The following is a 26,742-nucleotide window of genomic DNA, read 5'->3' on the forward strand; positions in this document are numbered from 1 at the left end:
ATGCGACTTTCAGGTCACGCCCGCGGCGGGCTCAGGCCAGGGCCGTGGCGATGGCCGCCAGGGCCACGGGCTCCATGACGGCGTAGCCTTCGCGGGTCGGATGCACCCCGTCATAGGCCAGGCCCGGCTTCATGCCGCCCGTCCCGTCGTCCAGCACGCGGGTGTAGTCGGCGACGACCACGCCCCGCTCGGCCGCATAGGCCCGCAGCCAGGCGTTCAGGGTGCGGACCTTGGCCGTGGGTCCCAGGCCGGGCTTCCAGGGAAACTCGGCCACTGGCAGGATCGTCGACAGGATCACCGCGATCCCGCTGGCCTGGGCCAGGGCGGTCATGGCCTGGAGATCGGCCTGGGTGGCGGCCGGATCGTAGGGCCCTGCGTTCTGGGCAATGTCGTTGACGCCGGCCAGGATGTGCACCGCCGCCGGCTTCAGGGCCACCACGTCGGACCAGAACCGCACCAGCATCTGGGCCGTCACCTGGCCGCCGATGCCCCGGCCGAGGAAGCCGTTGTCGGCGAAGAAGGCCGGATGGGAATCGCGCCAGCCCTGGGTGATCGAGTCGCCGATGAACACCACCCGCCGCCGCTCGGCCGGCAGGGTCTTGTCCGCCGCGTTCTCGGCCGCGTAGCGCTGGAGGAACGGCCAGTCGGTGCGCAGCCGCTCCTCCTCGCTGGGCCAGGCCGGGGCGGGGGCGGGCGTCTGGGCCAGGGCCAGGCCGGGAACGGCGAGACCCGCCGCCAGCAGGGCGCGACGATCCAGCATCAGCGCGCCTCCCCGATGGTCGCCGCCGTCGGGACGACATTCCAGCCGCGCAGCTCGACCTTGGCCCCCGCCCGCGCCGCGCCCGGATAGCGGACCTCGACCGTCCGCCGCTCGCCGGGCAGCAGCGAGACATAGTTGTCGGCGTAGTAGGCGGGCAGGATGCGATCGCCCTTGGCGTCGACCAGGGTCAGCTTGCCGTTCAGGGCCGGGGCCGAGCCGGTGTTGGCCAGGGTCACGGCGACCACGGTCTCGGCGCCGCCTCCCGACGACGAGGCCGCGATCGACACCGGCTGGGCGGCCATGTCCGACAGCTTGCGCTCGCCCTCGGCGTCCCGGGCCACCCAGTAGAGGTTGCTGGACAGCGCCGTCCCGTCGGCCGCCGCCAGGTCCAGCCGCACCACGGCGGCGCCCTGCCTCAGCGGACCGGAAAGGTCCAGCGTCTCGCCCAGGGTCACGGCGTCGGCGGCGGCGTCGATCCGCGCGGAGCGGTCGTCCAGGACCTTGCCGTCCAGGCCCAACACCCGCGCCCGCAGGGCCGCTCCGGCGATCGGCGTCAGGCCGTTGTTGACCACCGCCAGCCGGTGGTCGGCCAGGCTCATCTGAACGTGGACGCGCTCGGCGGCCTTCTGGGTCCCGTAGTACGCGGCATGGGTGTCGTAGTCGTGGCTGAGGATCTGCCACATGGTCGACGGCCAGGCGGGCTGGGTCATCCACAGCAGGCGGCCCGACGACTTGGTCCACAGCTCCTGGTTCATGCCCTCGAAGATCGCCCGGTGCGTCTCGTAGTTCATCAGCTGGGCCTTGCGCTCGAAGTCCTCGAGGCTGGTCGGCGCGCCCAGCTTGGCGGTCATGGCGTCGAGGAAGGTCTTGGTCGCGCCGTTCCCGGTCGGGTGCCAGTCGTGATAGGCCCAGACGTCGCTGATCGGCCAGCGGTCGGGCGCGGGCACGGCGGCCTCGAAGGCCTCCAGGGTCGGGAACGACGGCGTGCCGACCTCCACCGAGAAGCCCTTGGCGTGCTCGGTGAAATAGGTCTCCGGCTCACGGTAGTTGTAGGGCCCGCTGTTCTGCAGGTTCACCCGGTTGGAGCTGCCGGTGTACCAGCGCGTGCCGTCCAGGTCGTGGACCAGCGCCTCCAGGCCCTCGTTGAGGATGGGCTGCGGAATCCCCTCATTGCGCCCGAACCACAGGGCGATCGAGGGGTGGTTGCGGTAGCGGCTGATGACGTCGGCGGCGTTGGCCAGGAACAGCGGCACGTCCTGCGGCTCCAGCTGGTAGTCCTGGGTCGAGGCCCAGAAGTCGTTCAGCACCAAGAGGCCGTACTCGTCGGCCAGGTCGTAGAAGACGTCCTCGGTGTTCTGCCCCACCCAGTTGCGGATGACGTTGAGGTGGGCGTCCTTGTGCAGGCGGAAATAGGGCTCCAGCCGCTCGCGCTCGACGCGCTTGCGCCAGTCGTCCGTGCCCCAGTTGCCGCCCCGCGCGGCGATCTTCACGCCGTTGACCTTGAGGACCAGGTAGGGCGTCAGGCCGGTGTCGGGGACGTCCTTCACCGCCGGCGAGGTCTCGCCCGCCTTGGTCAGGCTCGTGGCCCAGCCGCCGTCGACCTTGCGCACGCCCTCGTGGCTGCCGTCGGTGACGTCCTGGCCCAGCTGGCGGGCCTTGGAATAGTCGACCTCCACCCGCCGCAGCTCGCCCTTCGAATCCATCAGCGACAGCTCGTAGGTCATCTGGCGCAGGCCGATGCGGCTGTCCTTCTGGTCGCTGGTCCGGCCGTCGACATTGGCCAGAACCCGCAGGCCGTACAGGACCTGCTGGCCGTAGCCGTTGGGCCACCAGAGCTTGGGGTCACGGATCGACAGCCGCGGGAAGTCGGCGGGCTTGAACACCACCTCGCCCTGGCCCGGCGCCAGGGTCAGGGTCTTCTCGACGGCGACGTCGTCGAAGGCGGCGCGCACGGTGGCCTGGACCGGGGCGGCGGTCAGGTTCTCGACCGGCACGGCGATCTCGACCTCGGCGACGCTGTTGTCCGCCTTCGGCAGGGTGGTGACCACATGGGTGTCGCCGATCCGCACCGGGCCCGTCGAGGTCAGCACCACGTCCTGCCACAGGCCGGTGTTGCGGTCGCGGACGCTGGGGATCCAGTCCCAGCCCTCGCTGGCGATGAAGGTCGGGCCGTCCAGGGCCTGCATCCCGCCGTTCTCGCCGACCCCGGCCGTCAGGCTCTCCTCGTGGGCCAGGCCCGGGTGCGGCGGCGGCGAGACCTTGACCGCCAGGGCGTTGACACCCGGCTTCAGCTTGCCGGTGACGTCGAACCGCCCCCGGATGAAGGCGCCCTTCAGCACGCCCAGCTTCTCGCCGTTCAGCCAGACCTCGGCGGCGTAGTTGACGCCCTTGAAGACCAGCGCCTGGTGGCGGCCGTCCTGGTCAGTGGGCGCCGTGAACTCGGTCCGGTACCAGTAGTCCTGCTTGTTCAGGCTCTCGGGGATGGCCGTGTTGTTCAGGCCGTAGTCGGGGTCGGGATAGACGCCGCGATCGACCAGGGTGGTCAGCACCGTGCTGGGCACGGTGGCGGCGTACCAGCCCTTGGCGTCGTAGCCGGGTCTGGACAGCGCTGTCGGATCGGCCGCGACCTTCGGCGCCTCGACCAGCGACCAGCGCTTCAGGGTCCAGGCCGCCGCGCCTTCCGAGGCGGCGGCGGCGACCAGGGCCGGACCGGCATAGGGCGGCACGGCGACGGGCTTGGAGAACGGGGCCTTGGTCTTGGGCCGGGTCCAGGCGTCCTGCGGGGTGACCTGGCCGTACATCTGGCGCACCTGCACCGGCCAGGTCGGGCTGCCAGGCTCGTAGACAGTCAGGGCAGGATCAGGCTTCGCGGCCGCCAGGGCCTTGACCTGGGCGGGGGTCAGGCCGCCCGCCTGGACGGTGAAGCCGGCGACCTTGCCGCCGAACGGCGCGCCCGGTCTGCGCGGCCCCAGCTGCACGGTCGCGGCCGAGGCGACCGGTCCCGCCGGCCCTTCCGCCACCTTGGCCCCGTCGACATAGAGCGCGACCTTGGCTCCGTCCGACACCGCCGCCACGTGGGTCCAGCCGCCAGGCTTCAGCGCGCTCGGCCCCTTGACGACCGTCGCGCCGGTCAGGACCGCCGGCGCGCCGTCCTCGAGGACCAGGAACCGTCCGCCGCTCGCCGGGTCGCCGACCCCGGCCACCACGACGCGGCCGGACGAGGCCGTCGCGGGCGAGATCCAGCCCTGCAGCGACCACGGTCCTTGCGCCGGCAGCGGGCTTCCCGCCAAGGGCTTCGACAGCCCGTCGCCGCCGCGCGGCAGGTCGGCGTTGTAGGGGCCGTAGACGGCCTGGGCGGCGGCCGGCGAGGCGGCCAGCACGGCGCCCAGGGCGACGGACGTCGCCAGCAGCGACAGGCGGAGTCGGGCGAACTTGGTCGTCATGTCTTCCTCCTCGAGCCGGCCTCTCTCGGGCCGATCTTTGTGGTCTTCAGGGACGCGGTAGGCGGCGGCAGAACGCGCCGCGATCGTCTCTCGTGACGTGAGGTCCGGACGGGGTGAAGGTGATCGCCTCGACCGCCGCCCCCTGGGCTGGCCAGGGCGTCAGCCCCGGTCCGTTGGGATCGCCCGTCCTGGCGAAGTTGGTCCAGTAGGCACCCAGGCGCGGCCATTGGCCTTGCGTCGTCCCGGCCGGCGGGGCGTCGAACACGAAGGGCAGCTCCGAGCCGTGCCGCACCGGCCCCGCGCCGGGCGCGGCCACGGCCAGCTCGTAGCGCCAGACCCGTTGGCCGGCCGCGACCTGCCGCGCCGCCGCCCAGATCGCGGGACAGCGGAAGCCGGTGTCGGTCGCGATCTGGTCGGCGACCGCCTCGGAGGCCGGGGCGTCGCCGACGAGCCCGTAGAGTCCCAGCGCTTGGTCGGTCTCCGCGCCATACTCGGCCTTCACCCAGGTCCGGGCGTTGGCGGGGCCCTTGTACAGGGACAGCTCGCTGGCGCTGTTGCCGATGATCAGCGGAACCCGCGCCTGCCGGCCGGCGGCCAGGGTCGCGGCCGGCGCCTCGCGGATCACCGCCCCGTCGACCACGGCCTGCAGCCAGACGAAGCCGTCGTCGGCGATCGGCGGCTTCAGGCCGTCGGAGGCGTCCAGCACGGCCTCGCCCGACGCCGCCCGCATCGCCGACAAGTCCTTCGCGCCCAGCGCGCGGGCCAGGTCCTGGCCCAGCTTTTCGTTCTCTTCCAGCGTGCGCGGCGGCAGGCCGAAGCCAGCCGTGCCGCTCTGCTCGATGGCCTTGTGGAACAGGCCGCGCGCCTGGGGCGCCAGCATCAGCAGCCCCACGTCCTGGCCGCCGGCCGAATGACCGAAGAGCGTGACGTTGCCGGGATCGCCGCCGAACCGGGCGATGTTGTCCCGCACCCAGCGCAGGGCCGCGACCTGGTCCATCAGGGCGTAGTTGCCCGAGGCTCCGCCGCCCTCGGCGGTCAGGTCCGGATGCGACAGGAAGCCGAAGGCGCCCAGACGGTACTGGATCGAGACCAGCACCACGCCCTGCTCCGCCAGGCCGGACTCCACCGTGCCCCGGGCCGATCCGGCCCGATTGGCCCCGCCGTGGATCCAGACCATGACGGGCAACGGCGCATACGGATCCAGGACGGGCGTGCGGACGTCGAGATAGAGGCAGTCCTCGCGACTGTCGGCGGCGTCCCTGGCGTTCCAGCCGTAGGAGCGTTGCAGGCAAGGCGCGCCGGAGACCGTGGCGTCGCGGTTCCCGGCCCAGGGCGCGACCGGGGCCGGCGGCTTCCAGCGGCGCTCGCCCACCGGCGGGGCGGCGAAGGGCACGCCGCGGAACACCGCGCCGCCGCCGCGCGCCTCGCCCTGGATCGCGCCGCCGGTGGTCGTGACGACCGGTTCGTCGGCGGCCATGACCGAGCCCGCCGCCCCTAAGGCCAGCAGGAGGGCCAGCAGCGCGGCGCGGCGGTCAGGCCACGGCATGGGCTTGGGCTTCGGCCTGGGTCCACAGGCGGGCCGCGCCGCGCACCCCCGAGGAGTCGCCCCACCTGGCCGGGGCCAGCCGGGCGCGCCAGCCGTCGGAGAACACATGCGGCTCGATGAAGGCGGGCAGACGCTCGTAGAGCTCGGCGACGTTCGACATGCCGCCGCCGAACACGAAGGCGTCGGGATCGACGATGTCGGCGATCACCGCCAGGCCCCGGCCCAGGCGGTCGAGATAGCGGTCGAAGCTGGCCCGGGCCCCGGCGTCGCCGGCCCGGGCGGCGGCGACGATCTCCTCGCCGGTCAGGGCCTGGCCGGTGCGCTCGGCATGGTCGCGGCGGAAGCCCGTGCCCGAGATCCAGGTCTCCAGGCAGCCGTGGCGGCCGCACCAGCAGGCCGGGCCGGGCGACTCCTCGGGCTTGGGCCAGGGCAGCGGCGTGTGGCCCCACTCGCCGGCCACGCCGTTGGCGCCCTCGACCAGCTTGCCGTCGACCGCCAGCCCGCCGCCGCAGCCGGTGCCGATGATCACCGCGAACACCCCGGCCAGACCCGCCGCCGCGCCGTCGACGGCCTCGGACAGGGCCAGGCAGTTCGCGTCGTTGGCCAAGCGCACGGGACGGCCCAGGCCCGCCTCCAGGTCCTCGCGGAACCGGCGGCCGTTCAGCCAGGTGGAGTTGGCGTTGCGCATCACGCCGGTGCGCGGCGAGACCGAGCCCGGCGCGCCGACGCCGATCGAACCGCGGCCGCCGGCCTGCTGCTCGGCCTGGGCGATCAGGTCGCGCACCGTGACGATGGCCGCGTCGTAGGATCCGGGATTGGGGGCGCGCACGCGGGCCAGGAATTGGCCGTCGGGGGACAGGGCGGCGGCCTCGATCTTCGTGCCGCCAAAATCAACGCCGACCTGAATCAAACCCGGTTTCCTCCAGCGGCCCTTTGCAGGCTTGTCTTAGCGGCGCCGAGGCGCGCTTCACAGCCTGCGTCATAGTCGGCGACGACGAATAAAGAAAGCAATTTAAGTTATTCCCGATAGCGGCGCCGCTATCGCCATCGGCCGCCGCGATGATACTAGGGCGTCTGGTCGAAGGTCATCGAATGCCGTCCTTGGAAGTCTCGCGGAAATCGAACCGGAAGCGCACCGCCGGCGCCAGCCTGTCGGGGGCCAATCTCGAGCGGGTCGGCGACCACAACCAGCGGGTCATCCTGCAGGCCATCCGGGTGGGCGGACCGATCACCCGGGTGACCCTGGCCCAGATCACCGGCCTGACCCCGCCGGCCGTGGCCAACATCACCAAGCGCCTGCTGGACGACGGCCTGATCCTGGAAGCGGGCCGCGTCCAGGGCGCGCGCGGCCAGCCGGCCATGAACCTGACGATCAATCCCGACGGCTGCCTGTCGATCGGGGTGAACATCGACCGCGACCACATCACCGTCGTGATGCTGGACCTGCTGGGCGCCGTGCGGGCCAGGGCCAGCCAGGAGATCGACTTCCCCCTGCCCGCCGACGTCGCCAAGTTCTGCAAGGTCCAGATCCGCAAGATGCTGGCCGCCTGGAAGGGCCCGCCGCCGCGGCTGTCGGGGATCGGCGTGGCCCTGCCCGACGACCTGGGCCGCGTGGACCTGCCGCACCGGCCCGAGAACTACGACGTCTGGAGCACGGCCGACATCGGCAAGCTGATGGCCGACATCGTGCCCCTGCCCATCTTCCTGGAGAACGACGCGGCCGCGGCCGCCCTGGGCGAGCTGCAGTTCGGCCACGGCCTGCGCCGGCCCAGCTTCTTCTACGTCCTGGTGTCGTCGGGCCTGGGCGGCGGCCTGGTGATCGAGGGCGACTATTTCCGCGGCGCCCAGGGCCGCAGCGGCGAGATCGGCTTCCTGCCGGTCAGCTCGCCGGAGACGCCCGCCAAGGCGCTGCAGGAAGTGGTGTCGCTGTCGGCCCTCTACGCCCACCTCGAGGCGGGCGGGATCGCGGTGACCCGCCCCGACCAGCTGGGCGAACTGTCGGCCAAGGGCCAGGCCCTGGTCGAGGACTGGATCGCCCTGTCGGCCCGGCTGCTGGTCCAGCCGTTCGTGTCGATCAGCTGCCTGGTCAATCCGCAGGCCATCTATGTGGGCGGCCGGCTGCCCACCGAGCTGCTGGACCGGCTGGTCGCGGCGGTCAACGACCGCCTGGCCGCGATCGCCGACGTGCCGGCCCTGGCCCGGGTCGAGCGGGCCGCCACCTCGGCCGACGGACCGGCCGTGGGCGCGGCCCTGCTGCCGTTCATGGCCCAGCTGCTGCCGTCACGAGCGGCGCTGATGAAAACTGGCGCGGCCTGATAATCAGTCTACGGACTATCTAACCATAATTCCCGCTCATCCCGGCGAATGCCGGGACCCAGATCCCATAGCGGTGTGGAGGATTGGATGAGCGCCGCGCTCTTGGCCTCAGCCCCAAAGCCATCCCATCTGGGTCCCGGCATTCGCCGGGATGAGCGGTGTTGGGGTCATCAGATGGTCCGCTGGGCGGTCACCGGCCGCCCCTTCCGGTGCTGGGCGTCCAGCATGACGATGGCGCGATGGGCGGCGCGGATCGCCCCCTCCTGCCAGGCGCCGACGTGGCTGAGATACTCGCCTGCGAAGTGGATCGGCCCGTCCGGCTGACCCAGCAGGTGGTAGTCCGGCTCGTCGTCGCTGGCCCAGCCCACCCCGATGCCGAGGTTGTAGGGCACGGCCGCCCACTGCACCTGCATGGGCTTTTCCAGCAGCTGGCCGCAGCCGGGGTGCATGGCCTCGATGACCTTGCGGGTGTGCTCGATCTGGGCGGCGCGCGGCATCTTGGCCAGCTCGTCCGCCGCCCGGCCGCCGGCATAGGCGCCCAGCAGCACCCCGGTCTTCGAGTGCAGGCCGTAGCTGGGATACCAGACCATGTTGCTGGGCCCCTTCACGAACGAGAGGCCGCCGTAGATCTGGTACTTGGGGCCCTCCCAGAAGCGCGGGGCCTGCCAGCCGATCTTGATGCTGTCGCGATAGGGCGTGCGGGCGATGGCGGCCTTGTAGGCCGGGCTGAAATCGGCGTCGATCTTGGCCAGCACCGGCAGGGGGATGGTCGAGATGCAGTAGTCGGCCTCGATCGTCAGGTCCTGGTTGGCGACCTTGTCGTGATAGGCGATCCGGACGCCCTTCGCGGTCTTGCGGATATGGCGCACCTCGCACTGGCGCTTGATGATCTTGGGACCCAGGGCCTTGGCGAAGGCGTGGGGGATGGCGTCCATGCCGCCCTTGGGCTGGAACATGGTGGCCTGCATGTCGATGGTCTCCTCGAACAGCACGCCGTTCCAGAGGTCCTCGTCCAGCAGGGCCTTCAGGCTGATCGGGTCGTAGGGCGTGGCGCGCTCGTCGCCGGCTCCCGGCTCGATCTTCAGGCCGGCCCGCTGCGAGCCCTTGTAGAAGAGGTCCGGCGACAGGTCGCCGTAGGTCTTCAGGAAGGCGACCATCCGCTGCTTGTCCTCGGCGGTCAGGTCCTGGTCCAGCGCGCCCTTGTTGATCGCCTTGGCCAGCAGTTCGGAGACGTGGCCGCGGGTGTCGTTGATCGCCGTGCGCATCTGGATCGGCTTGCCGCCGTTGGCCTCGGGGTTCAGCAACAGGGCGCTTCGGCTGGTGTTGACCTCGACCTCCAGCTCCACGCCCAGCTCGCGGCAATAGCCCAGGACGATCTGGTGGTGGCTGGGCAGGCGCGCGGCGCCGGCGTTCATGTACTGGCCTTCGTCCCAGGCGCAGACCTGGCGCGAGCCGTCGGTCATCTCGATCTTGTCGCCCCGGCGCACGGTCCAGACGCGGCCGCCGGTGCGGGCCCGGGCCTCCAGGATCGTGCAGTCGTAGCCGGCCTTGCCCAGCTCCCACGCCGCCGCCATGCCCGACACGCCGGCGCCCAGGATCACCACCTTGGCGCCGTTCCCGCCGCCGCCCTTTGCCAGGTCCGGCGGCGCGCCGGCCGCGAAGGCCGTGGAGGGCGCCAGCAGGCCCAGCGCCTGCATGGCGGTGAAGGCGGCGCTGTAGCCGCCGGCGGCGCCGATGGCGTGAATGAAGCTGCGACGGCTGACCGGCATGCATGACCCCTTTTTGCCTGTTGGTTGGGGCCATGCGAGGCGGCGGCTTCCGCCGGGTCAATCGGGCGGCGGCCCCGGCGCGCGTTTGCGGGCGGGGCGCCGCAGCAGCTTGCGGCCGGCGCCGCATTTCGCGGCGCGGACCCGCCGTCCGTGCGCGCTGGTGCAAGACCCTGGGCGCGCAGGGACAAGCGACAGGACCTAGACCGGCGGCGGGTTCACCTGCCTGAATCCCCCCTCCCGCCAGTAGGGATAGTGCGGATAGGCCGGGGTGACGGCGCTGGCGGCGTCGAGACGCGCCACCTGGTCCGGCGTCAGGCTCCAGCCCACCGCGCCCAGGTTCTGGCGCAGCTGCTCCTCGTTGCGGGCCCCGACGATCACGCTGGATACGGTGGGCCGGCGCAGCAGCCAGTTGATGGCGATCTGCGGCAGGGTCTTGCCGGTTTCGGCGGCGACGGCGTCCAGGGCGTCGACCACCGCGTAGAGGCGCTCGTCGTCGACCGGCGGGCCGATGTCGGCGGTTTCGTGCAGGCGGCTGACCGCCGGCAGGGGCTGGCCGCGGCGGATCTTGCCGGTCAGCCGGCCCCAGCCCAGCGGACTCCAGACCATGGCCCCGACGCCCTGGTCGATCCCCAGCGGCATCAGCTCGTGCTCGTAGTCCCGGCCGACCAGCGAATAATAGGCCTGGTTGGCGACGTAGCGCGGCCAGCCGTGGGCGTCGGCGACGGCCAGCGACTTCATCAGCTGCCAGCCGGAGAAGTTGGAGGCGCCGACATAGAGCACCTTGCCGGCCCGGACGAGATCGTCCAGGGCCGACAGCACCTCCTCGATGGGCGTGAAGGCGTCGAAGGCGTGCAGTTGCAGCAGGTCGATGCGGTCGGTGCGCAGGCGCTTGAGCGCCGCCTCGACGCCGCGGACCAGCCGCAGGCGCGAGGTGCCGCCGTCCAGCGGACCGTCGCCCGTGGGCAGGCCCAGCTTGGTCGAGATCAGCGCCTGGTCGCGCACCCCTTCCAGGGCCGCGCCGAGAATCTCCTCCGAGGCGCCGTTCGAATAGACGTCGGCGGTGTCGAACAGGTTGACCCCGGCCTCCAGGCAGATCTCGATCAGGCGGCGGGCCGCCTGCGCGTCGGTGTCGCCCCAGTGGCTGAACAGCGGGCCGCTGCCCCCGAAGGTGCCGGCGCCGAAGCTGAGGGCCGGGACCTTCAGCCCCGATTTTCCGAGTTGGCGATATTCCATGATCCGACGTCCTTTTAGATCAGAGGGCGGCGACGCGGGGAACGCGGCGCTCAAGTGAAAGGCTGAAGGCGGCCAGGGCAAGGGCCGACAGGGGTACGGCGGCGGCGACCAGGGGCACCGAGGCCAGGCCCGGACCGTGGGCGATCACCGCCCCGCCCAGCCAGGCGCCAAAGGCGTTGCCCAGGTTGAAGGCGGCGATGTTCAGGCTGGAGGCCAGGCCCTGGCCCGCGCCGCCGGCTTGCGACAGCACCCGCATCTGCAACGGGGCGACGGTGGCGAAGGCGGCCGCGCCCAGGCCGAAGGCGGCGACCACCGCCCCGATGCGGTCGTGGAAACCGAAGGCCGAGGCGACCAGCACCAGGGTCAGGATGGCCAGGCTGCCCAGCAGGGCGGGAGCCAGGGCCTTGTCGGCCCAGCGTCCGCCCACCAGGTTGCCGCCGACCAGGCCCGCGCCGAACACCAGCAGGATCGGCGAGACGGCTTCCTTCGAGAAACCGGCCAGCTCGGTCAGGATCGGCTGGATGTAGGTGAAGACCGCGAACACCCCGCCGAAGCCGAGGACGGTCATGGCCAGGCCCATCTGCACCTGCGGGCGGGCCAGGACGGCGAACTCCTCGCGCAGCGGGGCGGGCTCGGCGAAGTCCTTTTCGCGCGGGACCAGGGCGGCCAGGACGACGAAGGCGACGAGGCCGATCGCGCCCACGGCCCAGAAGGTGGCGCGCCAGCCGAAGGCCAGGCCCAGCCACGAGCCGAACGGCACGCCCAGCAGGGTGGCTAGGGTCAGGCCGGTGAACATGATCGCGATGGCCGAGGCCTTGCGCTGCGGCGGGACCAGGCTGACGGCGACCAGCGAGCCGACGCCGAAGAAGGTGCCGTGGGCCAGGGCGGTGACGATCCGCGCGGCCATCAGCAGGCCGTAGGTCGGGGCCAGGGCGGCGGCGACGTTGCCGATCGTGAAGATGGCCAGCAGCACCAGCAGGGTGGTCTTGCGGGGCAGGCGGCGGGTGGCGACGGTCAGGATCGGCGCGCCGACGAACACGCCCAGGGCGTAACCGGTCATCAGCAGCCCCGCCTGCGGGATCGAGACCCCGAGGTCGGCCGAGACCTGCATCAGCAGGCCCATGATGACGAACTCGGTGACGCCGATCCCGAAGGCGCCGACGGTCAGGGCGTAGAGGGCGAGGGGCACGACAGGAACTCCGAAGGATTTCGAACCGCCGAGATAGTGCCCGCCGCCATCATGAATTAGATTGGAGGAAAGCACCGCACCTGTGAGTTGAAGTCAAAGATGGCCAGGCTGGAGATCAATCGCTCGGGCGAGATGGAGGTGTTCGCCCGCGCCGTGGAGCTGGGCGGCTTCTCGCCCGCCGCCCGCGAGCTGAAGATGACCCCCTCGGCGGTCAGCAAGCTGATCAGCCGGATGGAGGCGCGGCTGGGCGCGCGGCTGATCAACCGCTCGACCCGCAAGCTGACCCTGACGGCCGAGGGCCAGCTGTTCCACGAGCGGACCCTGCGGCTGCTGGCCGACCTGGACGAGGCCGAGAGCGCGGTGGCCGCCAACACCACCCCGCGCGGCCGGGTGCGGATCAATTCCAACGTGCCGTTCGGACTGCACCACCTGCTGCCGCTGGTCCCGCGCTTCTCGGCGGCCTATCCGAAGGTGATCCTGGACATCGTGCTCAGCGACACGGTCGTGGACCTGATGGACGCCCGCACCGACGTCGCCATCCGGGTGGGGCCGATGCGCGCCTCGCAGCTGATGGCCCGCAAGCTGGGCGAAAGCCCGATGGCCGTGGTGGCCTCGCCCGACTACCTGGCCCGCCACGGCGCCCCGAAGACGCCGCGCGACCTGGCCGCCCACAACTGCATCGGCTTCAACTTCACCCGCCATTGCGACAAGTGGCCGTTCCTGGACGGCGGCGAGCGCCTGTCCCTGCCGGTCCACGGCGACGCCACGGCGGGCGACGGCGAGACCTCGCGCCAGCTGGTCCTGGTCGGCCAGGGCCTGGCCCGGCTGTCGCACTTCCACATCGGACCCGACATCGCCGCCGGCCGGCTGGTCCCCGTGCTGGAGGCCTACAATCCCGGCGACGTCGAGGAGCTGCACGCGGTCTATGTCGGCCACGGCGGCCAGCTTCCCAGCCGGGTGCGGGCGCTGATCGACTTCCTGGTCGCGGAAGTGGATCTGCACGGGGTGCGCGCCGCCCAGAGCTCCTAGGGAAGAACGGTTGTCATCCCGGAAGCCTCGCAGAGGCTGTCCGGGACCCAGGGGACTGGGCTGAGGCCTTGCGGTTCACCTGGGTCCCGGACAGCGCTTCGCGCTTCCGGGATGACAACCGTTTGAGAGAGCCCGCGCCCGGAGCTGCCCTACGGCTTTGGCTTAGGCGCCGCCGCCGGATCGACATAGACCGTGTCGGTCGGGCCTTGGCCGAAGATGTAGACCACCACCGGCTCGTCGCGGGTCAGGGCGAAGTGATGGTCGTCCGCCGGCTCGGTGTAGAAGCTGCCCGGCGGCAGCGCCTTGACCCTGGCCTCATCGGCCTTGTCGCCATAGCCGAAGAACCAGGTGCCCGAGATCACCACCGCCGTGCGCTCGTCGCGGTGGCTGTGGGCGGCGATCCGGGTGTTGGCCGGGGCCGACAGTCGGATCGTGTAGGGCCCGGGCTTGGTCGGGTCGCCGGCCAGGACCGAGGTCTGGATGCCGGCGACGCCCGAGGAGCCGGGACCGGCCCCGCCCTGGGCCAGGGCGGCGGCCTCGGTCGGGGTGAGGCGCAGCTCCGGGCTGGGGGCGGCGCCGGCGCCCGGCGCGGTCAGCAGGACCGCGACGAAGGCAAGCGCGAGGGTCTTCATGGAGGCCCTCACAGGGGCTTGTCCAGGAACGGCCGCACCAGGGCGATCGTGGCCTTGGGGTTCTCTTCCATGATCCAGTGGCCCGAGGCCGGCACCACGCCCTCGGTGACGTTGTCGGCGGCGGCGCGCATGACCGTGGCCATCATCGGCCCGAACGACTTCTCGCCGCCCAGGGCCAGCACCGGCATGGTCAGCTTGCCGTACTGGGCGAGGAAGGCCTTGTTGTCGATGGCGTCCTGGTCGAAGGCGTGGAACTGCTCGAAGCCGGCGTGCATGGCGCCGGGCCGGGCGTAGAGCGCGGCGTAGTGGGCCCGGGCGTCCTCGGTGAAGTTGGCCGGATTGGCCGAGAACTCGTTCCAGAAGCGGTCCAGATAGATGCGCTCGCGACCGGCGACCAGGCGCTCCATGTCGGGTCCGCCGAACCGGAAGTGCCACAGCAGCGGGTTCTTCAGGACCTCTTCCCACGGACCGATGCCCGGCACCGGGGCGTCGATCAGCACCAGGCGGGTGACGCGCTTCTGGTTCTGCACCGTGAGGGCGTAGGCGACCATGTTGCCGATGTCGTGGGCGACCACGTCGGTCTTGTCGATCTTCAGCGTGTCCAGCACCCCGATCATGTCGGTGGCTTGCGTCTTCTTGTCGTAGCCGCCGGCCGGCTTGGTCGACAGGCCCATGCCGCGCAGGTCGGGGACCACCACGGTGTGGTCGCGCGCCAGGTCGGCCGCCATCGGCGCCCACATGTCGCCGGTCTCGCCGTAGCCATGCAGCAGCAGGACGGCCGGGCCGTGGCCGCCGACCCGGACGTGGATCGTCGTGCCGTTGGTGGTGATCTCCTGGGTCTTGAACGACGCCGGGAAGGCGGGGATTTCAGCGTGGGCGACATTCGCCAACGACAGCAACGCGACGACCCATAGCAACAGACGCTTCATGGCGAACCTCCTGATTTCGATACGCCTATCTGCGCCTTGCTCCGCCCAGGCGGATTGGACGATTCCGCCGGGACTCGGCGTTTTCCGTCGGGCCGCCTCGTCGTCGCCGGCCTGGCGACGACGACTTGGTTCGGACGCCCGACGCTCGGGCCGTCAGGCCAGGGCGCGCTTGTAGAGCGCCAGCAGGTTGGCCCATGCCTTCTCGGCGGCGGGTTCGTTGTAGACGGCGCTGCCCTTGACGGTCCAACCGTGGGCCGCGCCCTCGAAGACCTCGACCTGGGCCGGGCGCTTGGCCTCGGCGAAGGCGGCCTTCAGCTTGTCCTTCACGGTCGGGTCCTGCTTGTCGTCATTGTCGGCGACCTCGATCAGGTACTCGGCGTGGGTCTTGGGGATCAGCAGGTGCGGGCTGGTCGGCTGGTCGGTGAACAGGCCGCCGCCGTGGAAGGTGGCCACCGCGCCGATGCGGTTCGGGACCGCCCCGGCGGTGCGGAACGAGAGCGGGCCACCCATGCAGTAGCCCTGGACGCCGGCCTTCTTGGCCTTGTTGGTCTGGGGCTGGGCGTCGAGGAAGGCCAGATAAGCGACGGCGTCGCGGTCGGTGCCCTCGGGCGTCACGGTGGCCCGCAGCGGGGTCAGCTTGGCGCGGTCGTCGGGCTTGGAGAAGTCGAAGGTCCCGTCGATCACCGGCGCCTTCTTGGCCCGGTAGTAGAGGTTGGGCACCAGCACCACATAGCCGGCCGCGGCCAGCCGCTTGCCCATGTCGCGGAACGCCGGACGCAGGCTCAGCACGTCGGGCCAGATCAGCACCGCCGGCCATTTGCCCTTGCCTTCCGGGTAGTAGAGGGCCGCGTCGGCCACGCCATCGGGCGTCTTGATCTCGACGTCCTTCTCGACGACCGGGCTCTGCGCCCCGGCCGAGGTGGCGGCGACCCCGCCCAGGGCGGCGGCGGCCAGGCCGAAGGCGCGGCGCGACAGGCGAGGATCGTGGACCAGGCCGGGGTGGATATCGTCGTCACACATGCGAGCAGTCTCCGTCGGAGCGGGCGGGGATGGGGTGAACCCATTACCGCATGACCCAACACCAGAAATGTTTCAACGAGGAAACAACGTTCGACGAACCGGACCTGGCGCGCGACCGACGACCCAGCCGGCCGGCGGATCATCCGTGTTCGGCCAGGTCGAAGATGCGCGTCGCCGGCGTCCACTTCTCGCCCGGCGCCGCCCAGGGCAGGGTCTTCTGCAGGGCGCCCATCATCGCCTCCCAGGCCTGGACGTCCGGATCGGCGGCGTCCGCCGCGGCCTTGGCCTCCGGCGAGAAGTCCGGCCCGGTCTCCATGATCATGAACAGCCGCGGACCGGTCAGCCAGATCTGCATCTCCAGTATGCCCGCCGCCCGGATCGAGCGGGTCACCGCCTCGGGCGGCCCGCCGGGCGCGTGCCAGCGCCGGTAGGCGGCGATCGTCTCAGGGTCGTCGTGCAGGTCCAGCGCCAGGCAGTGCCGCATCCGGTGTTCCTTCCCTCGTGCCGTTTTGTTTTCATATTTGACGCGACACATCACATGTGATGCTTTTCGTTCCAGACAAACGGGAGCGGGTCAACCGCCCCCAAGGGAGGAACCCGCCTTGGACAAGAGTCCCCCGCAACGGACGGCGCTGGCGCCGTTGATCCTGATCGTCGCCCTGTTCTTCCTGTGGGGGGTGGCCAACAACCTCAACGACGTCCTGATCCCGCATCTGAAAAAGGCCTTCTTCCTCAATGACCTGCAGTCGGGCCTGGTGCAGATGGCCTTCTATCTGGGCTATTTCTTCCTGGCCCTGCCGGCCAGCGTGGTGATGCGCCGCTGGGGCTACAAGGCCGCCGTGATCGTCGGCCTGCTGCTGTTCGGCCTGGGCGCCCTGCTGTTCTACCCCGCCGCCGAGGTCCGGCAGTATTCGTGGTTCCTGGCCGCCCTGTTCGTCCTGGCCTCGGGCCTGGCCTTCCTGGAGACCTCGGCCAATCCGCTGATCACCGTGCTCGGCGACCCGGCCAAGGCCGAGCAGCGCCTGAACTTCGCCCAAGCCTTCAATCCGCTGGGCTCGATCACCGCCGTGGTCGTGGGCCGCCAGTTCATCCTGTCGGGCGTGGAGCCCACCAAGGCGGAGTTCGCGGCCATGACCCCGGCCCAGCTGGACGCCTTCCAGACGGCCGAGGCCCATTCGACCCAGGTTCCCTATCTGGTCATCGCCGGGGTGGTGCTGGCCTGGGCGCTGCTGGTGGCCCTGACCAAGTTCCCGCACCAGGCCGGGCGTCCCGATCCCGGCGAGACCGACGCCGGCCTGCCGGCCGCCCAGGCCATCCCCGCCCTGCTGGCGCGCCCGCGCTTCCTGTTCGGGGTGGCGGCCCAGTTCTTCTATGTCGGCGCCCAGGTCGGGGTCTGGAGCTACATGATCCGCTACGCCCAGCACGAAGTCCCGGGCATGGGCGAGAAGACCGCGGCGGCCTATCTGTCGTGGTCGCTGGTCGGCTTCATGGCCGGACGCTTCCTCGGCACGGCCGCCATGAGCCGGGTGCGTCCCGCCCTGCTGATGGGCCTGTTCGCGGCGGTCAATGTCGGCCTGACCCTGACGGCCGCCCTGGTCGGCGGCAAGACCGGCCTCCTGGCCCTGGCGGCCACCAGCGTCTTCATGTCGATCATGTTCCCGACCATCTTCGCCGGTTCGCTGAAGGGGCTGGGCCCGCTGACCAAGACCGGCTCGTCGTTCCTGGTGATGAGCATCATCGGCGGGGCGGTGCTGACGGCGGCCATGGGCGCGCTGTCGGACGCCAGCGCCATCAACTTCGCCATCCTGGTGCCCTGCGCCTGCTTCGCCGTGGTCGGGCTGTTCGGCTTCACGGCCGGCCGCGCCACGCGCGAGGACCTCCGGACGGCCCCGGTGGGAGCCCACTAGGCCATGATGGACGCCCTGGTCTGCGCCGCGCCCGGCGAACTGGTCCTGGAACGCCGCCCGATCCCCGATCGGGCGGCGGACGAGGTGCTGATCCGGGTGCGGCGCGTCGGGATCTGCGGCACCGACATGCACATCTTCCGGGGCGCCCAGCCGTTCCTGGCCTATCCCCGGGTCATGGGCCACGAGCTGTCCGGCGAGGTGGTCCAGGCGCCGGACGACAGCGGCCTGGCGCCGGGCGACCCGGTCTATGTCATGCCCTACATGTCGTGCGGGACCTGCGCCGCCTGCCGCAAGGCCAAGCCCAACTGCTGCATGAACATCCAGGTGCTGGGCGTCCATCGCGACGGCGGCATGGCGCAATACCTGGCCGTGCCCGCCGGCTTCGTCCGCAAGGCCGAGGGCGTGACCCTGGACGAAGCGGCGATGATCGAGTTCCTGGCCATCGGCGCCCACGCCGTGCGCCGGGCGGGGATCACGCCCGGCCAGTCGGTCCTGGTGGTCGGGACCGGCCCCATCGGCATCGCCGCGGCCCTGTTCGCCAAGCTGCAAGGCGGGGTCGTCACGGCGCTGGACGGCCGCCGCGACCGCCTGGCGTTCTGCCGGGATCATCTGGATACGGATCATATCGTCGACCTGGGCGCCGACACGCCAAAGGTGCTGGCCGAACTGACCGGCGGCGACTTCTTCGACGTGGTGTTCGACGCCACCGGCGCGCCCAAGGCCATGGAGGCCGGCTTCGCCTATGTTGGCCACGGCGGGACCTATGTGCTGATCTCGGTGGTCGGGGCCGACATCACCTTCTCCGACCCCGAGTTCCACAAGCGCGAGACCACCCTGCTGGGCAGCCGCAACGCCACGCCCGAGGATTTCGACACCGTGGTCGCGGCCATGCGGACGGGCCAGGTCCCGACCAAGGCGCTCAACACCCACGCCGCCGCCCTGGCCCAGCTGCCGCAGGTGCTGCCTGGCTGGATGGATCCGGCGGCCGGCGTCATCAAGGCGATCGTCGCATGCTGATCGACGCCCACCAGCACTTCTGGCGCGTGGGTCGGAACGGCTTCTCCTGGCCGACGCCCGATCTCCTGGCCATCCACCGCGATTTCGGCCCGGCCGACCTGGCGAAGGTCGGCGCGCCCGTCGGCCTTACCGGGTCGGTGCTGGTGCAGTCCCAGGCCGACGACCGCGACACCGACTGGCTGCTGGACCTGGCCGCCGACGAACCGCTGGTGCTGGGCGTGGTGGGCTGGGCCGACCTCGCGGCGCCCGAGGCCCCGAACCGCATCGCCGCCCTGGCGCGCCGTCCCAAGCTTCGCGGCCTGCGGCCGATGCTGCAGGACCTGGACGACGACGCCTGGATCGCGTCGCCGGACCTCGACCCCGCCCTGGACGCCATGGTCGCCCACGGCCTGTCGCTGGACGCCCTGGTCCTGACCCGCCACCTGCCGCACCTGCTGGATCTGGCCCGCCGCCGGCCCGACCTGGCGATCGTCATCGACCACGGCGCCAAACCGCCGATCGCGACCGGTGACGAGGTCGAAGCGTGGGGACGCGGAATCGACGCCCTGGCCGAGCTGCCGCAGGTGTTCTGCAAGCTGTCGGGCCTACTGACCGAGGCCAGGCCGGCGCAGCCGACCGACGCCCTGGCGCCCTACGTCCGCCGGCTGGTCGCGGCGTTCGGCCCCGAGCGGCTGATGTGGGGCAGCGACTGGCCGGTGCTGGACCTGGCTGGCGATTACGGCGGCTGGCTGGCCCTGGCGAAGGCGCTGAGCGGCCTGACCGATCCGGCCGATCTGGCGGCCCTGTTCGGCGGGACATGCCGCCGCTTCTATCGGATATAGGGCCATGGCCGAGTCCGAAGACACCCTCTCCAAATACCGCGCCCCCGCCCTGGAAAAGGGCCTGGACGTCCTCGAGCTGCTGGCGGCGCGGGGCGGGCCCCTGGGCATGGTCCAGATCGCCGCGGCGCTGAACCGCTCGGTCAGCGAGCTGTTCCGCATGGTCCAGGTGCTGCAGCACCGGGGCTACATCGCCGACACCCCGACCGGCGAAGGCCTGGTCCTGACCGACAAGCTGTTCTCGCTGGGCATGGCCCGGGCCCCGACCCGGACCGTGCTGGAGGCCGCCCTGCCGGTGATGCGGCGGCTGTCCGACGCCATCGGCCAGTCCTGCCACCTGGCGGTGGCCAGCGCCGACCAGATGGTGGTGGTGGCGCGGATCGAGGCCCCCGGCAACCAGGGCTTCTCGGTGCGGGTCGGCTACCACCGGGCCATCGTCGAGGCGACCTCGGGCCTGGTGCTCTACGCCTTCCAGCCCGAGCCCGTGCGGGCCGAGTGGCGCGCGCGGCTGGAGCCGACCGTCGCCCCGACCGCCTGGTCCGGTTTCGAGGCGCGGGCCAAGAAGGCCCGGGCCGACCGGCACGTCCTGGCGCCCAGCGACGTGACCCGGCTGGTGCTCGACCTGTCCGCGCCGATCTTCGGGCCCGACGGCGTCGCCGCGGCCCTGACCTCGCCCTATGTCGAGACGCCCACGTCCCTCTCGGTGCCCGACACCATCGCGGCCATCAAGGCGGCCGCCGACGAGATTTCCGTCGAGCTCGGAGGCCCGACCCCGTGAACCTGGCCGATCCCCTGCCTGTTTCCCGCGACCGCCCGGCCAACCGGCTGGGCCTGCCGCCGCTGGGCTTCGGGGCCGCTGGGATCGGCAACCTCTACGCCGCCGTGAGCGACGCGGCGGCGCGCGAGGCGGTCGAGGCCGCCCTGGCCGCGGGCCTGACCTATTTCGACACCGCCCCGCATTACGGCTTCGGCCTCAGCGAGACCCGCCTGGGCGCCATCCTGCCGTCGACGGCCAAGGTCTCGACCAAGGTCGGCCGGCTGCTGCGTCCCGCGCCCGAGGCCGACCCGGCGGCCGAGCGCCACGGCTTCGTCGCCGCCGCGCCGTTCGAGCCGGTGTTCGACTATTCCTACGACGGGGTCATGCGGTCGTTCGAGGCCAGCCTGAAACGCCTGAAGCGCGACCGCGTCGAGGTGCTGCTGGCCCACGACCTGGGCCCGGTCACCCACGGCGCCGACGACGCCATGCGGCGACGCCAGTTCTTCGAGGGCGGCTACAAGGCCATGCGGGCCCTGCGCGACGGCGGAGCGACGGACGCCATCGGCCTGGGCGTCAACGAGTGGGAGATCTGCGACGCGGCCCTGGACGAGGGCGACTTCGACGTCTTCCTGCTGGCCGGCCGCTACACCCTGCTGGAGCAGACGGTGCTGGACCGCTTCCTGCCGCGCTGCGCGGCCCGGAACGTGTCGATCATCGTCGGCGGCCCCTTCAATTCCGGCGTCCTGGTCGAGGGCGTCAAGGCGGGCGCCCACTACGACTACGGCCCGGCGTCGGCGCAGGTGCTGGACCGGGTCCGCCGGCTGGAAGCGGTCTGCCTGGCCCACGCCACGCCCCTGGCGGCGGCAGCCCTGCGGTTCCCGTCGGCCCATCCCCAGGTGGTCAGCGTCATCCCGGGCCTCTCCAGCCCGGCCCAGGTGCGCCAGGCCCTGGCCTGGGCCGGGCACGCCATTCCCGACGCCCTGTGGGACGACCTCCGCGCCCTGGGCCTGCTGCATCCCGACGCGCCGACGCCCCGCGCGGCGGGGAAGGCTTGAGAAGGTCTCGATGAGTCTGATCCTGCTGCATCCCGACGACAACGTGCTGGTGCTGAGCGCGCCGGTCCGCGCCGGCCAGGTCCTGACCATCGACGGCCAGGCGGTGACCGCCGGGACCGACGTCGGGGTCGGGCACAAGCTGGCCCGCCGCGCCCTGGCGGTCGGCGACAAGGTGCTGAAATACGGCGCGCCCATCGGCTCGATCACCGCCCCCGTGGCCGCCGGCGGCCACGTGCACCTGCACAACATGAAGAGCGACTACATCGCCAGCCACACCCGGCAGGCGACGGGTTCGGAAGGACACTGACCATGGACCAGGCCCTGAAAGGCTATCTGCGGTCCGACGGCCGCAAGGGCATCCGCAACGTGGTGGCGGTGGCCTATCTGGTCGAATGCGCCCACCACGTGGCCCGCGCGATCGTGACCCGGAGCGACGACGCCGACGTCCACCTGATCGGCTTTCCCGGCTGCTATCCCAACGCCTATGCGCTGAAGGTCATGCAGGCGATCACCACCCATCCGAATGTCGGCGGGGTGCTGCTGATCTCGCTGGGCTGCGAAAGCTTCAACCGCGAGCAGCTGCGCGCGACCATCGAGGCCAGCGGCCGTCCGGTCGAGACCCTGGTGATCCAGGAGAGCGGCGGCACCGCGAGCACGATCGCCAAGGGCCTGGAGGCGGTGGCGCGCCTGCGGGCCATCGCCGCCGAGACGCCGACGGCGCCCATGGCGGTCTCGGAGCTGGTGATCGGCACGATCTGCGGCGGCTCGGACGGCACCAGCGGCATCACCGCCAACCCCGCCGTCGGCCGCGCCTTCGACCGCCTGGGGGCGGCGGGGGCGGCCTGCGTGTTCGAGGAGACCGGCGAGCTGGTCGGCTGCGAGCGGATCATGGCCGACCGGGCGATCACGCCGGAGCTGGGCCTGGAGCTGGAGCGCAGCGTCCAGAAGGCCGAGGCCTACTACACCGTCATGGGCTACGGCAGCTTCGCGCCCGGCAACGCCGAGGGCGGGCTGACCACCCAGGAAGAAAAATCGATGGGGGCCTATTCCAAGTCTGGATCGGCGCCGATCGTCGGGATCCTCAAGCCCGGCGACCTGCCGCCCAGCGGCGGCCTCTACCTGCTGGACGTGGTGCCCGACGGCGAGCCGCGCTTCGGTTTCCCCAACATCTCGGACAACGCCGAGATCGTCGAGCTGATCGCCTGCGGCGCCCATCTGACCCTGTTCACCACCGGCCGCGGCTCGGTGGTCGGCTCGGCGATCTCGCCGGTGATCAAGGTCTGCGCCAATCCCGAGACCTACCGCAAGCTGGCCGGCGACATGGATGTCGACGCCGGGCGGATCATGGAGGGGCGCGGCACGCTGGACGAGGTCGGGACCGAGATCCACGACCTGGTGCTGGCCGTGGCCGGCGGCCGGCGCACCGTCTCCGAAGCGCTGGGCCACCAGGAATTCATCCTCACCTACAAGGCCTTCGACCCGATCGGTCCGGCCTGCCTGCCGCTGCGGCGGGCCAGCTAGCGAGCAACGAAAGATGGGAAGACTTTCCGGCAAGACCGCCCTGGTCACGGCCGCCGCCCAGGGCATCGGCAAGGCCAGCGCCGAGCTGTTCGCCCGCGAAGGCGCGCGGGTGATCGCCACCGACATCAACGACGCCCTGCTGGCCGAACTGACGGGCTGCGAGACCCGCCGCCTGGACGTGCTGGACCCGCGGGCCATCCTCGACCTGGCCGCCGAGCTGGGGGCGGTCGACGTGCTGTTCAACTGCGCCGGGGTGGTGCACAGCGGCACGATCCTGGACTGCGACGAGGCTGCCTGGGCGTTCTCCACCGACCTGAACGTCACCGCCCAGTACCGGATGATCCGCGCGTTCCTGCCGGCCATGCTGGCGGCCGGCGGCGGCTCGATCGTCAACATGTCGTCGGTGGCCAGCTCGATCAAAGGCGTGCCCAACCGCTTCGCCTACGGCGCCACCAAGGCCGCGGTGATCGGCCTGACCAAGGCGGTGGCGGCCGATTTCGTCGGCCAGGGCGTGCGCTGCAACGCCATCTGCCCAGGCACGGTCGAGACCCCGTCGCTGAACCAACGCCTGGCCGACACCGGCGACTACGAGGCCGCCCGGGCGGCCTTCACCGCCCGCCAGCCGATGGCCCGCCTGGGCAAGCCCGAGGAACTGGCCCAGTTGGCGCTCTACCTGGCCAGCGACGAGTCGGCCTTCACCACCGGCCAGATCCACATCATCGACGGCGGCTGGATCAACTGATCCGGCCCAGGGTCTTGTCCACCAGGCCGTCCAGGTCGCCGGCGTCGTCGCCGAACAGGGTCAGGTCGTCGGCGCTGGCCTGGGCGAACAGCGCCACGGCCTCGTCGGACGCGGCCAGCAGGGCGACGGCGGCCTGCGCCTCGTCGGGCGGCCAGCGCTCAAGATCGGCCCCCAGGCTGGCGAGGCTGGCTTTGAACCGGGCGATATCCATGGCTACAGATCTTCTTCTGTCTCTGGAGATTGGTCTTCAGCGCCGCACGCCCCCGTTTGAGGAGCGACCGCACCGCCTGTTCCGAGCAGTCCAGGACGTCGGCGATTCTACCAACGTCCAGCTCCTCGAAATAGAACATAGTCAGGGCCTGGTTCTGGGCGGCTGGCAGGCGTTCCAGGGCCAGGCGCAGGCCCTTGGCGCTTTCCATCCGTTCCAGACGGACATGAGCGTCTTCCGGGGCGCCCTCGAGCCGCGCCGCGCGCTGGTCGGCGTCGGCCAGGCGGGCGATCACCTCCTGCGGCTCGGGCGAGGCCTGCGAGACGCCGCGTAGCGAACGCCGCCGGTCGATGGCCTTGTTGACCGCCACCCGGTGCAGCCAGGTCGAGAACCGCGCCTCGGGCCGCCAGTCCAGCCGCGCCCGCCACACCGCCACGAACACCTCCTGGGCGACGTCCTCGGCCTCGTGCACGTCGCCCAGCACGTTCAGCGCCAACCGCCGCACCAGCCGCATGTGGCGCTCGACCAGCAGGCGGAACGCGCCCGGCTCGTCGCCGGCGCAGGCCAGGAACAGATCCTCGTCCGAGCGATCGCCGGGAAGAATGTTGTTCGTCGAACCAGGCATTGTTTCGGTCCAATCCAGAGCTTGTCTGAAAATAGGACAGGCAAAACAGGGGCCACATTTCGAATAACTGCGTTAGTAAAATGGCCGGATATTTGGCGGCAATATTATTGCCTTACTATTGTTTCACTCTGAGACATTTGCAGAACGGTTGAAGCAGGTCCAGCATTTTTTGATACAGAGGCGACATACTGCTTCGGCGAGAGGCCTCGGTGAGCGTTTCCAGCAAGGAACGGTAAAACCGGCGAAGCATCGCGCCGTCCTGTCCGGCGGCCGAAAAATCCAGGCTGGTCGACAGCACCATCAGGATCTGGGTCGCGCGGGCGGCGTGACGGCACATTTGATCCAGGGCCCCGGCCTCGTGGGCCGATTTTGCCGAGGCGATCGCGCGGTGCAGCTCCTCGTGCACGGCGGCGAGCACGTCGCGCGGGTTCTGGTTGAGATTGCGCGCGGCCGCGTAGGCCCCGAGGGCTCTTGCGTTAGTCGTCGTCATCGCTGGTGCTGGCTCCGAGAATGGCTTTGATCTGCTGTTGAAGAAGCTTGGCGGCCGAGAGCTCGCTCTCCATGGCCGCGTACCTGGCGACCAGCTTTGTCCGGTAGTCCTCGGCGTCGGTCCGGATGTCGTCGGCCTTGCTGGTCAGGTCGGTGTCGATGGTTTCCAGGCTGGCGATCTGGGTCTGGATCGTGCCGTTGGTCGTGTTGGCGTAGCCGCCGAGCAGGCTGGTGACCTGGTTGGCGAAGCCCTGCTGCACCTTGACGGCGATCGCGCCGCTCGTGGCCGGCGACAGGGCGAAGGACAGCCCCTCGTAGATCGTGCCCTTGGCGCCGGTGATCAGGCTGCCGACCACGGTGAACAGACCGCTCTTGCCGCCCACCGTCACGTCGGTGATGGCCCCGTCCACGGCGGTGACGTCCAGGCTGAAGTCGAACGACTGGGTCGTGGCGTTCTTCATCAGCTTCAGGCCCGCGTTGTCGGTCGAGAAGCTGGTCTCGAAGAAGCCGGCCACGCTGGAGAGGTCGGTCAGCAGCAGGTTGTCCAGGGTGGTCTCGCTGGACAGCTGCAGCTGGTTGTTGGAATCGAAGGTGAGCCCCAGGTCGGACAGGTCGGAGACGTCGTCGCCGGACGAGGCGGGCGAGCCCGACAGCACGGCCGAAAGCTGGCGGTTGACGTCACGCAGGATGCTGTCGGCGAACAGCACCGCATCCTCGGGCACCGTGCCGTCCGAGCCCACCGTCTGGTTGGTCGCCACGAAGGCGCGCAGGGCGTTGTAGGCGGTGATGAAGCCGGTGATCGCCGTCTTGATGTCGTCGTAGTTGGCCTCGACGTCGAGCGTGATGGTCTGGCCGGCCGTCGTGCCCTGCAGCAGCGAGATCGACAGGCCCGGGATCACGTCGGTCAGCTCGTTGCCGTCGCTGGTGATGGTCTGCTGGTCGACGGTGACGATCGAGGGCTGGGCGGCCTGGAGCTCCGAGGCGAAGGCGCCGGTGGAGTCGGTCAGGCCGATGCCCAGGGCCACGTCGTCACCCGACGTGGCGGCGACGGTGATGGCCTGGTTGGTGTCGCTGGTCGACAGCACCAGCCGCGCGCCGGTCCCGGTGCTGATCACCGTGGCGGTCACCCCGCTGGTCGCGGTCTGGGCGTTGATGGCGGTCGACAGGTCGTTCAGCGTCATGCCGCTGGTGACGGTGATGTCGACGGCGGTCCCGTTCGCCGCGCCGATCGACATGACGCCATCCAGCCCCAGGGCCGTCTTGGCCGAGGCCTGGGTGGCCGAAGCCACCTTCTGGGCCTTGGCCAGCTGGGTGACGGTGATCTCGTACGAGGCCGCGACCGCGTCGCTGTCGGCGCTGACCGCCAGGATGTCGGTGGCGTCCGCCCCGTCCGAGGCGGTCAGATAGGCCTGCTTCTCGTCGAAGGCGTTGGTGGTGGTCGAGATCGCGCTGTAGGTCGACGAGGCCAGGCTGGACATCGAGTCCGACACCGCCTGCAGCAGCGACTGCAGGGTCTGGTAGGACGAGATCTTGGTCTTGTTGGCGGTGACCTTGGCGTCGATCGTGTCGGCGCGGGCGGTCTTCTGGGCGACGGCCGCGTCGATGATGGCGTCGGTGTCCAGGCCCGACACCGTGCCGGTGACGTAGCTGGTCGAGCCCGAGGTCGAAACGCTGCTGGTCGTGGTCATGGTTGGCCTATTGGGGCGGGCCTGCTGGGAGGACGGGGAAAAGCGGCGG

25 protein-coding genes are annotated in these 26,742 nt (G+C 70.8%); 10 read left to right on the plus strand and 15 right to left on the minus strand.

Annotated features, from left to right (window positions below; translation table 11 throughout):
* Positions 1–31 precede the first annotated feature (31 nt).
* Genes WAE60_RS04985 through WAE60_RS05000 form a run of 4 tightly spaced genes read right to left on the minus strand, consistent with a single transcriptional unit; the run spans position 32 to position 6,659 of the window.
* Entirely contained in the window at positions 32–760 is a 729-nt protein-coding gene (locus tag WAE60_RS04985) for an SGNH/GDSL hydrolase family protein (protein WP_337685272.1), read from the minus strand.
* Positions 760–4,203, minus strand: a complete 3,444-nt coding sequence (locus WAE60_RS04990) for a LamG-like jellyroll fold domain-containing protein (RefSeq protein ID WP_337685273.1) — start codon at positions 4,201–4,203, stop codon at positions 760–762. The genes WAE60_RS04985 and WAE60_RS04990 overlap by 1 nt, the downstream gene beginning before the upstream one ends.
* A 46-nt stretch (positions 4,204–4,249) precedes the next feature.
* Positions 4,250–5,749, minus strand: coding sequence for a carboxylesterase family protein (locus WAE60_RS04995; RefSeq protein WP_337685274.1), 1,500 nt, complete (start codon positions 5,747–5,749; stop codon positions 4,250–4,252).
* A complete protein-coding gene (locus WAE60_RS05000; RefSeq protein WP_337685275.1) occupies positions 5,736–6,659 on the minus strand; it encodes an ROK family protein in 924 nt (307 codons plus the stop codon). The genes WAE60_RS04995 and WAE60_RS05000 overlap by 14 nt, the downstream gene beginning before the upstream one ends.
* Before the next feature lie 182 nt (positions 6,660–6,841).
* On the opposite strand from WAE60_RS05000, the gene WAE60_RS05005 reads away from it, so the two are divergent.
* A complete protein-coding gene (locus WAE60_RS05005) occupies positions 6,842–8,065 on the plus strand; it encodes an ROK family transcriptional regulator (protein ID WP_029909147.1) in 1,224 nt (407 codons plus the stop codon).
* A gap of 170 nt (positions 8,066–8,235) precedes the next feature.
* Here the strand turns inward: WAE60_RS05005 and WAE60_RS05010 are convergent, their stop codons facing one another.
* The 3 genes from WAE60_RS05010 to WAE60_RS05020 all read right to left on the minus strand — a co-directional run bounded on the left by WAE60_RS05010 (position 8,236) and on the right by WAE60_RS05020 (position 12,256).
* Positions 8,236–9,834 (minus strand): flavin monoamine oxidase family protein, encoded by a 1,599-nt coding sequence (locus WAE60_RS05010; protein WP_337685276.1) that lies wholly within the window; start codon positions 9,832–9,834, stop codon positions 8,236–8,238.
* 198 nt (positions 9,835–10,032) lie between these two features.
* A complete protein-coding gene (locus WAE60_RS05015; protein WP_337685277.1) occupies positions 10,033–11,067 on the minus strand; it encodes an aldo/keto reductase in 1,035 nt (344 codons plus the stop codon).
* A 19-nt stretch (positions 11,068–11,086) separates the two neighbouring features.
* A complete protein-coding gene (locus WAE60_RS05020) occupies positions 11,087–12,256 on the minus strand; it encodes an MFS transporter (protein ID WP_337685278.1) in 1,170 nt (389 codons plus the stop codon).
* A gap of 99 nt (positions 12,257–12,355) precedes the next feature.
* Here WAE60_RS05020 and WAE60_RS05025 point away from each other — a divergent pair, with 99 nt between their 5' ends.
* Positions 12,356–13,285: a LysR family transcriptional regulator gene (locus tag WAE60_RS05025; protein WP_029909154.1), complete on the plus strand. Its 930-nt coding sequence runs from the start codon at positions 12,356–12,358 to the stop codon at positions 13,283–13,285.
* A 149-nt stretch (positions 13,286–13,434) separates the two neighbouring features.
* Here WAE60_RS05025 and WAE60_RS05030 read toward each other — a convergent pair whose 3' ends face one another.
* The 4 genes from WAE60_RS05030 to WAE60_RS05045 all read right to left on the minus strand — a co-directional run bounded on the left by WAE60_RS05030 (position 13,435) and on the right by WAE60_RS05045 (position 16,350).
* On the minus strand, positions 13,435–13,917 hold the full coding sequence (locus tag WAE60_RS05030; protein ID WP_337685279.1) for a cupin domain-containing protein: 483 nt from the start codon (positions 13,915–13,917) through the stop codon (positions 13,435–13,437).
* Between the two features lie 8 nt (positions 13,918–13,925).
* Positions 13,926–14,846, minus strand: coding sequence for an alpha/beta hydrolase (locus WAE60_RS05035; protein ID WP_337685280.1), 921 nt, complete (start codon positions 14,844–14,846; stop codon positions 13,926–13,928).
* 153 nt (positions 14,847–14,999) lie between these two features.
* Positions 15,000–15,866: a dienelactone hydrolase family protein gene (locus WAE60_RS05040; RefSeq protein WP_029909161.1), complete on the minus strand. Its 867-nt coding sequence runs from the start codon at positions 15,864–15,866 to the stop codon at positions 15,000–15,002.
* 139 nt (positions 15,867–16,005) lie between these two features.
* Entirely contained in the window at positions 16,006–16,350 is a 345-nt protein-coding gene (locus tag WAE60_RS05045; RefSeq protein WP_337685281.1) for an L-rhamnose mutarotase, read from the minus strand.
* Between the two features lie 118 nt (positions 16,351–16,468).
* Here WAE60_RS05045 and fucP point away from each other — a divergent pair, with 118 nt between their 5' ends.
* From fucP to WAE60_RS05085, 8 genes are read left to right on the plus strand one after another with little or no spacing between them, the layout of a single operon-like run.
* Complete coding sequence (gene fucP, locus WAE60_RS05050; protein ID WP_337685282.1) at positions 16,469–17,773, plus strand: L-fucose:H+ symporter permease; 1,305 nt, start codon at positions 16,469–16,471, stop codon at positions 17,771–17,773.
* Positions 17,774–17,776: 3 nt separating this feature from the next.
* Positions 17,777–18,790 (plus strand): zinc-binding alcohol dehydrogenase family protein, encoded by a 1,014-nt coding sequence (locus WAE60_RS05055; RefSeq protein ID WP_337685283.1) that lies wholly within the window; start codon positions 17,777–17,779, stop codon positions 18,788–18,790.
* Positions 18,784–19,611 (plus strand): amidohydrolase family protein, encoded by an 828-nt coding sequence (locus tag WAE60_RS05060; protein WP_337685284.1) that lies wholly within the window; start codon positions 18,784–18,786, stop codon positions 19,609–19,611. The genes WAE60_RS05055 and WAE60_RS05060 overlap by 7 nt, the downstream gene beginning before the upstream one ends.
* 4 nt (positions 19,612–19,615) lie before the next feature.
* Positions 19,616–20,386 (plus strand): IclR family transcriptional regulator, encoded by a 771-nt coding sequence (locus tag WAE60_RS05065; RefSeq protein ID WP_029909170.1) that lies wholly within the window; start codon positions 19,616–19,618, stop codon positions 20,384–20,386.
* A complete protein-coding gene (locus WAE60_RS05070; protein WP_337685285.1) occupies positions 20,383–21,420 on the plus strand; it encodes an aldo/keto reductase in 1,038 nt (345 codons plus the stop codon). The genes WAE60_RS05065 and WAE60_RS05070 overlap by 4 nt, the downstream gene beginning before the upstream one ends.
* Before the next feature lie 10 nt (positions 21,421–21,430).
* Entirely contained in the window at positions 21,431–21,727 is a 297-nt protein-coding gene (locus tag WAE60_RS05075; protein ID WP_029909174.1) for a UxaA family hydrolase, read from the plus strand.
* 2 nt (positions 21,728–21,729) lie between these two features.
* Positions 21,730–22,941, plus strand: coding sequence for a UxaA family hydrolase (locus WAE60_RS05080; RefSeq protein WP_337685286.1), 1,212 nt, complete (start codon positions 21,730–21,732; stop codon positions 22,939–22,941).
* Between the two features lie 13 nt (positions 22,942–22,954).
* The gene (locus WAE60_RS05085) at positions 22,955–23,683 is read left to right on the plus strand and encodes an SDR family oxidoreductase (RefSeq protein ID WP_337685287.1); all 729 of its coding nucleotides are present in this window, start codon (positions 22,955–22,957) and stop codon (positions 23,681–23,683) included.
* On the opposite strand, the gene WAE60_RS05090 is transcribed toward WAE60_RS05085, so the two are convergent.
* The 4 genes from WAE60_RS05090 to fliD all read right to left on the minus strand — a co-directional run bounded on the left by WAE60_RS05090 (position 23,676) and on the right by fliD (position 26,693).
* A complete protein-coding gene (locus WAE60_RS05090; protein WP_029909179.1) occupies positions 23,676–23,894 on the minus strand; it encodes a hypothetical protein in 219 nt (72 codons plus the stop codon). The two genes, WAE60_RS05085 and WAE60_RS05090, sit on opposite strands and share 8 nt — an antisense overlap.
* Positions 23,842–24,516, minus strand: coding sequence for a sigma-70 family RNA polymerase sigma factor (locus tag WAE60_RS05095; protein WP_337685288.1), 675 nt, complete (start codon positions 24,514–24,516; stop codon positions 23,842–23,844). Before WAE60_RS05095 ends, WAE60_RS05090 begins: the two co-directional genes overlap by 53 nt.
* Positions 24,517–24,631: 115 nt before the next feature.
* Entirely contained in the window at positions 24,632–25,006 is a 375-nt protein-coding gene (locus tag WAE60_RS05100; RefSeq protein ID WP_337685289.1) for a flagellar protein FliS, read from the minus strand.
* On the minus strand, positions 24,993–26,693 hold the full coding sequence (gene fliD, locus WAE60_RS05105) for a flagellar filament capping protein FliD (protein ID WP_337685290.1): 1,701 nt from the start codon (positions 26,691–26,693) through the stop codon (positions 24,993–24,995). The genes WAE60_RS05100 and fliD overlap by 14 nt, the downstream gene beginning before the upstream one ends.
* Positions 26,694–26,742 lie beyond the last annotated feature (49 nt).

Source organism: Caulobacter sp. CCG-8 (assembly GCF_037402475.1).
In the GTDB taxonomy this organism is placed as follows: Bacteria; Pseudomonadota; Alphaproteobacteria; order Caulobacterales; family Caulobacteraceae; genus Caulobacter.

What these genes read in the sequence shown, in the direction of transcription:
- WAE60_RS04985 (WP_337685272.1), bottom strand. Translation starts at nt 760, where the DNA reads ATGCTGGATCGTCGCGCCCTGCTGGCGGCGGGTCTCGCCGTTCCCGGC.
- WAE60_RS04990 (WP_337685273.1), bottom strand. Translation starts at nt 4,203, where the DNA reads ATGACGACCAAGTTCGCCCGACTCCGCCTGTCGCTGCTGGCGACGTCC.
- WAE60_RS04995 (WP_337685274.1), bottom strand. Translation starts at nt 5,749, where the DNA reads ATGCCGTGGCCTGACCGCCGCGCCGCGCTGCTGGCCCTCCTGCTGGCC.
- WAE60_RS05005 (WP_029909147.1), top strand. Translation starts at nt 6,842, where the DNA reads ATGCCGTCCTTGGAAGTCTCGCGGAAATCGAACCGGAAGCGCACCGCC.
- WAE60_RS05010 (WP_337685276.1), bottom strand. Translation starts at nt 9,834, where the DNA reads ATGCCGGTCAGCCGTCGCAGCTTCATTCACGCCATCGGCGCCGCCGGC.
- WAE60_RS05015 (WP_337685277.1), bottom strand. Translation starts at nt 11,067, where the DNA reads ATGGAATATCGCCAACTCGGAAAATCGGGGCTGAAGGTCCCGGCCCTC.
- WAE60_RS05025 (WP_029909154.1), top strand. Translation starts at nt 12,356, where the DNA reads ATGGCCAGGCTGGAGATCAATCGCTCGGGCGAGATGGAGGTGTTCGCC.
- WAE60_RS05030 (WP_337685279.1), bottom strand. Translation starts at nt 13,917, where the DNA reads ATGAAGACCCTCGCGCTTGCCTTCGTCGCGGTCCTGCTGACCGCGCCG.
- WAE60_RS05035 (WP_337685280.1), bottom strand. Translation starts at nt 14,846, where the DNA reads ATGAAGCGTCTGTTGCTATGGGTCGTCGCGTTGCTGTCGTTGGCGAAT.
- WAE60_RS05040 (WP_029909161.1), bottom strand. Translation starts at nt 15,866, where the DNA reads ATGTGTGACGACGATATCCACCCCGGCCTGGTCCACGATCCTCGCCTG.
- WAE60_RS05045 (WP_337685281.1), bottom strand. Translation starts at nt 16,350, where the DNA reads ATGCGGCACTGCCTGGCGCTGGACCTGCACGACGACCCTGAGACGATC.
- WAE60_RS05055 (WP_337685283.1), top strand. Translation starts at nt 17,777, where the DNA reads ATGATGGACGCCCTGGTCTGCGCCGCGCCCGGCGAACTGGTCCTGGAA.
- WAE60_RS05060 (WP_337685284.1), top strand. Translation starts at nt 18,784, where the DNA reads ATGCTGATCGACGCCCACCAGCACTTCTGGCGCGTGGGTCGGAACGGC.
- WAE60_RS05065 (WP_029909170.1), top strand. Translation starts at nt 19,616, where the DNA reads ATGGCCGAGTCCGAAGACACCCTCTCCAAATACCGCGCCCCCGCCCTG.
- WAE60_RS05075 (WP_029909174.1), top strand. Translation starts at nt 21,431, where the DNA reads ATGAGTCTGATCCTGCTGCATCCCGACGACAACGTGCTGGTGCTGAGC.
- WAE60_RS05080 (WP_337685286.1), top strand. Translation starts at nt 21,730, where the DNA reads ATGGACCAGGCCCTGAAAGGCTATCTGCGGTCCGACGGCCGCAAGGGC.
- WAE60_RS05085 (WP_337685287.1), top strand. Translation starts at nt 22,955, where the DNA reads ATGGGAAGACTTTCCGGCAAGACCGCCCTGGTCACGGCCGCCGCCCAG.
- WAE60_RS05090 (WP_029909179.1), bottom strand. Translation starts at nt 23,894, where the DNA reads ATGGATATCGCCCGGTTCAAAGCCAGCCTCGCCAGCCTGGGGGCCGAT.
- WAE60_RS05095 (WP_337685288.1), bottom strand. Translation starts at nt 24,516, where the DNA reads ATGCCTGGTTCGACGAACAACATTCTTCCCGGCGATCGCTCGGACGAG.
- WAE60_RS05100 (WP_337685289.1), bottom strand. Translation starts at nt 25,006, where the DNA reads ATGACGACGACTAACGCAAGAGCCCTCGGGGCCTACGCGGCCGCGCGC.
- fliD (WP_337685290.1), bottom strand. Translation starts at nt 26,693, where the DNA reads ATGACCACGACCAGCAGCGTTTCGACCTCGGGCTCGACCAGCTACGTC.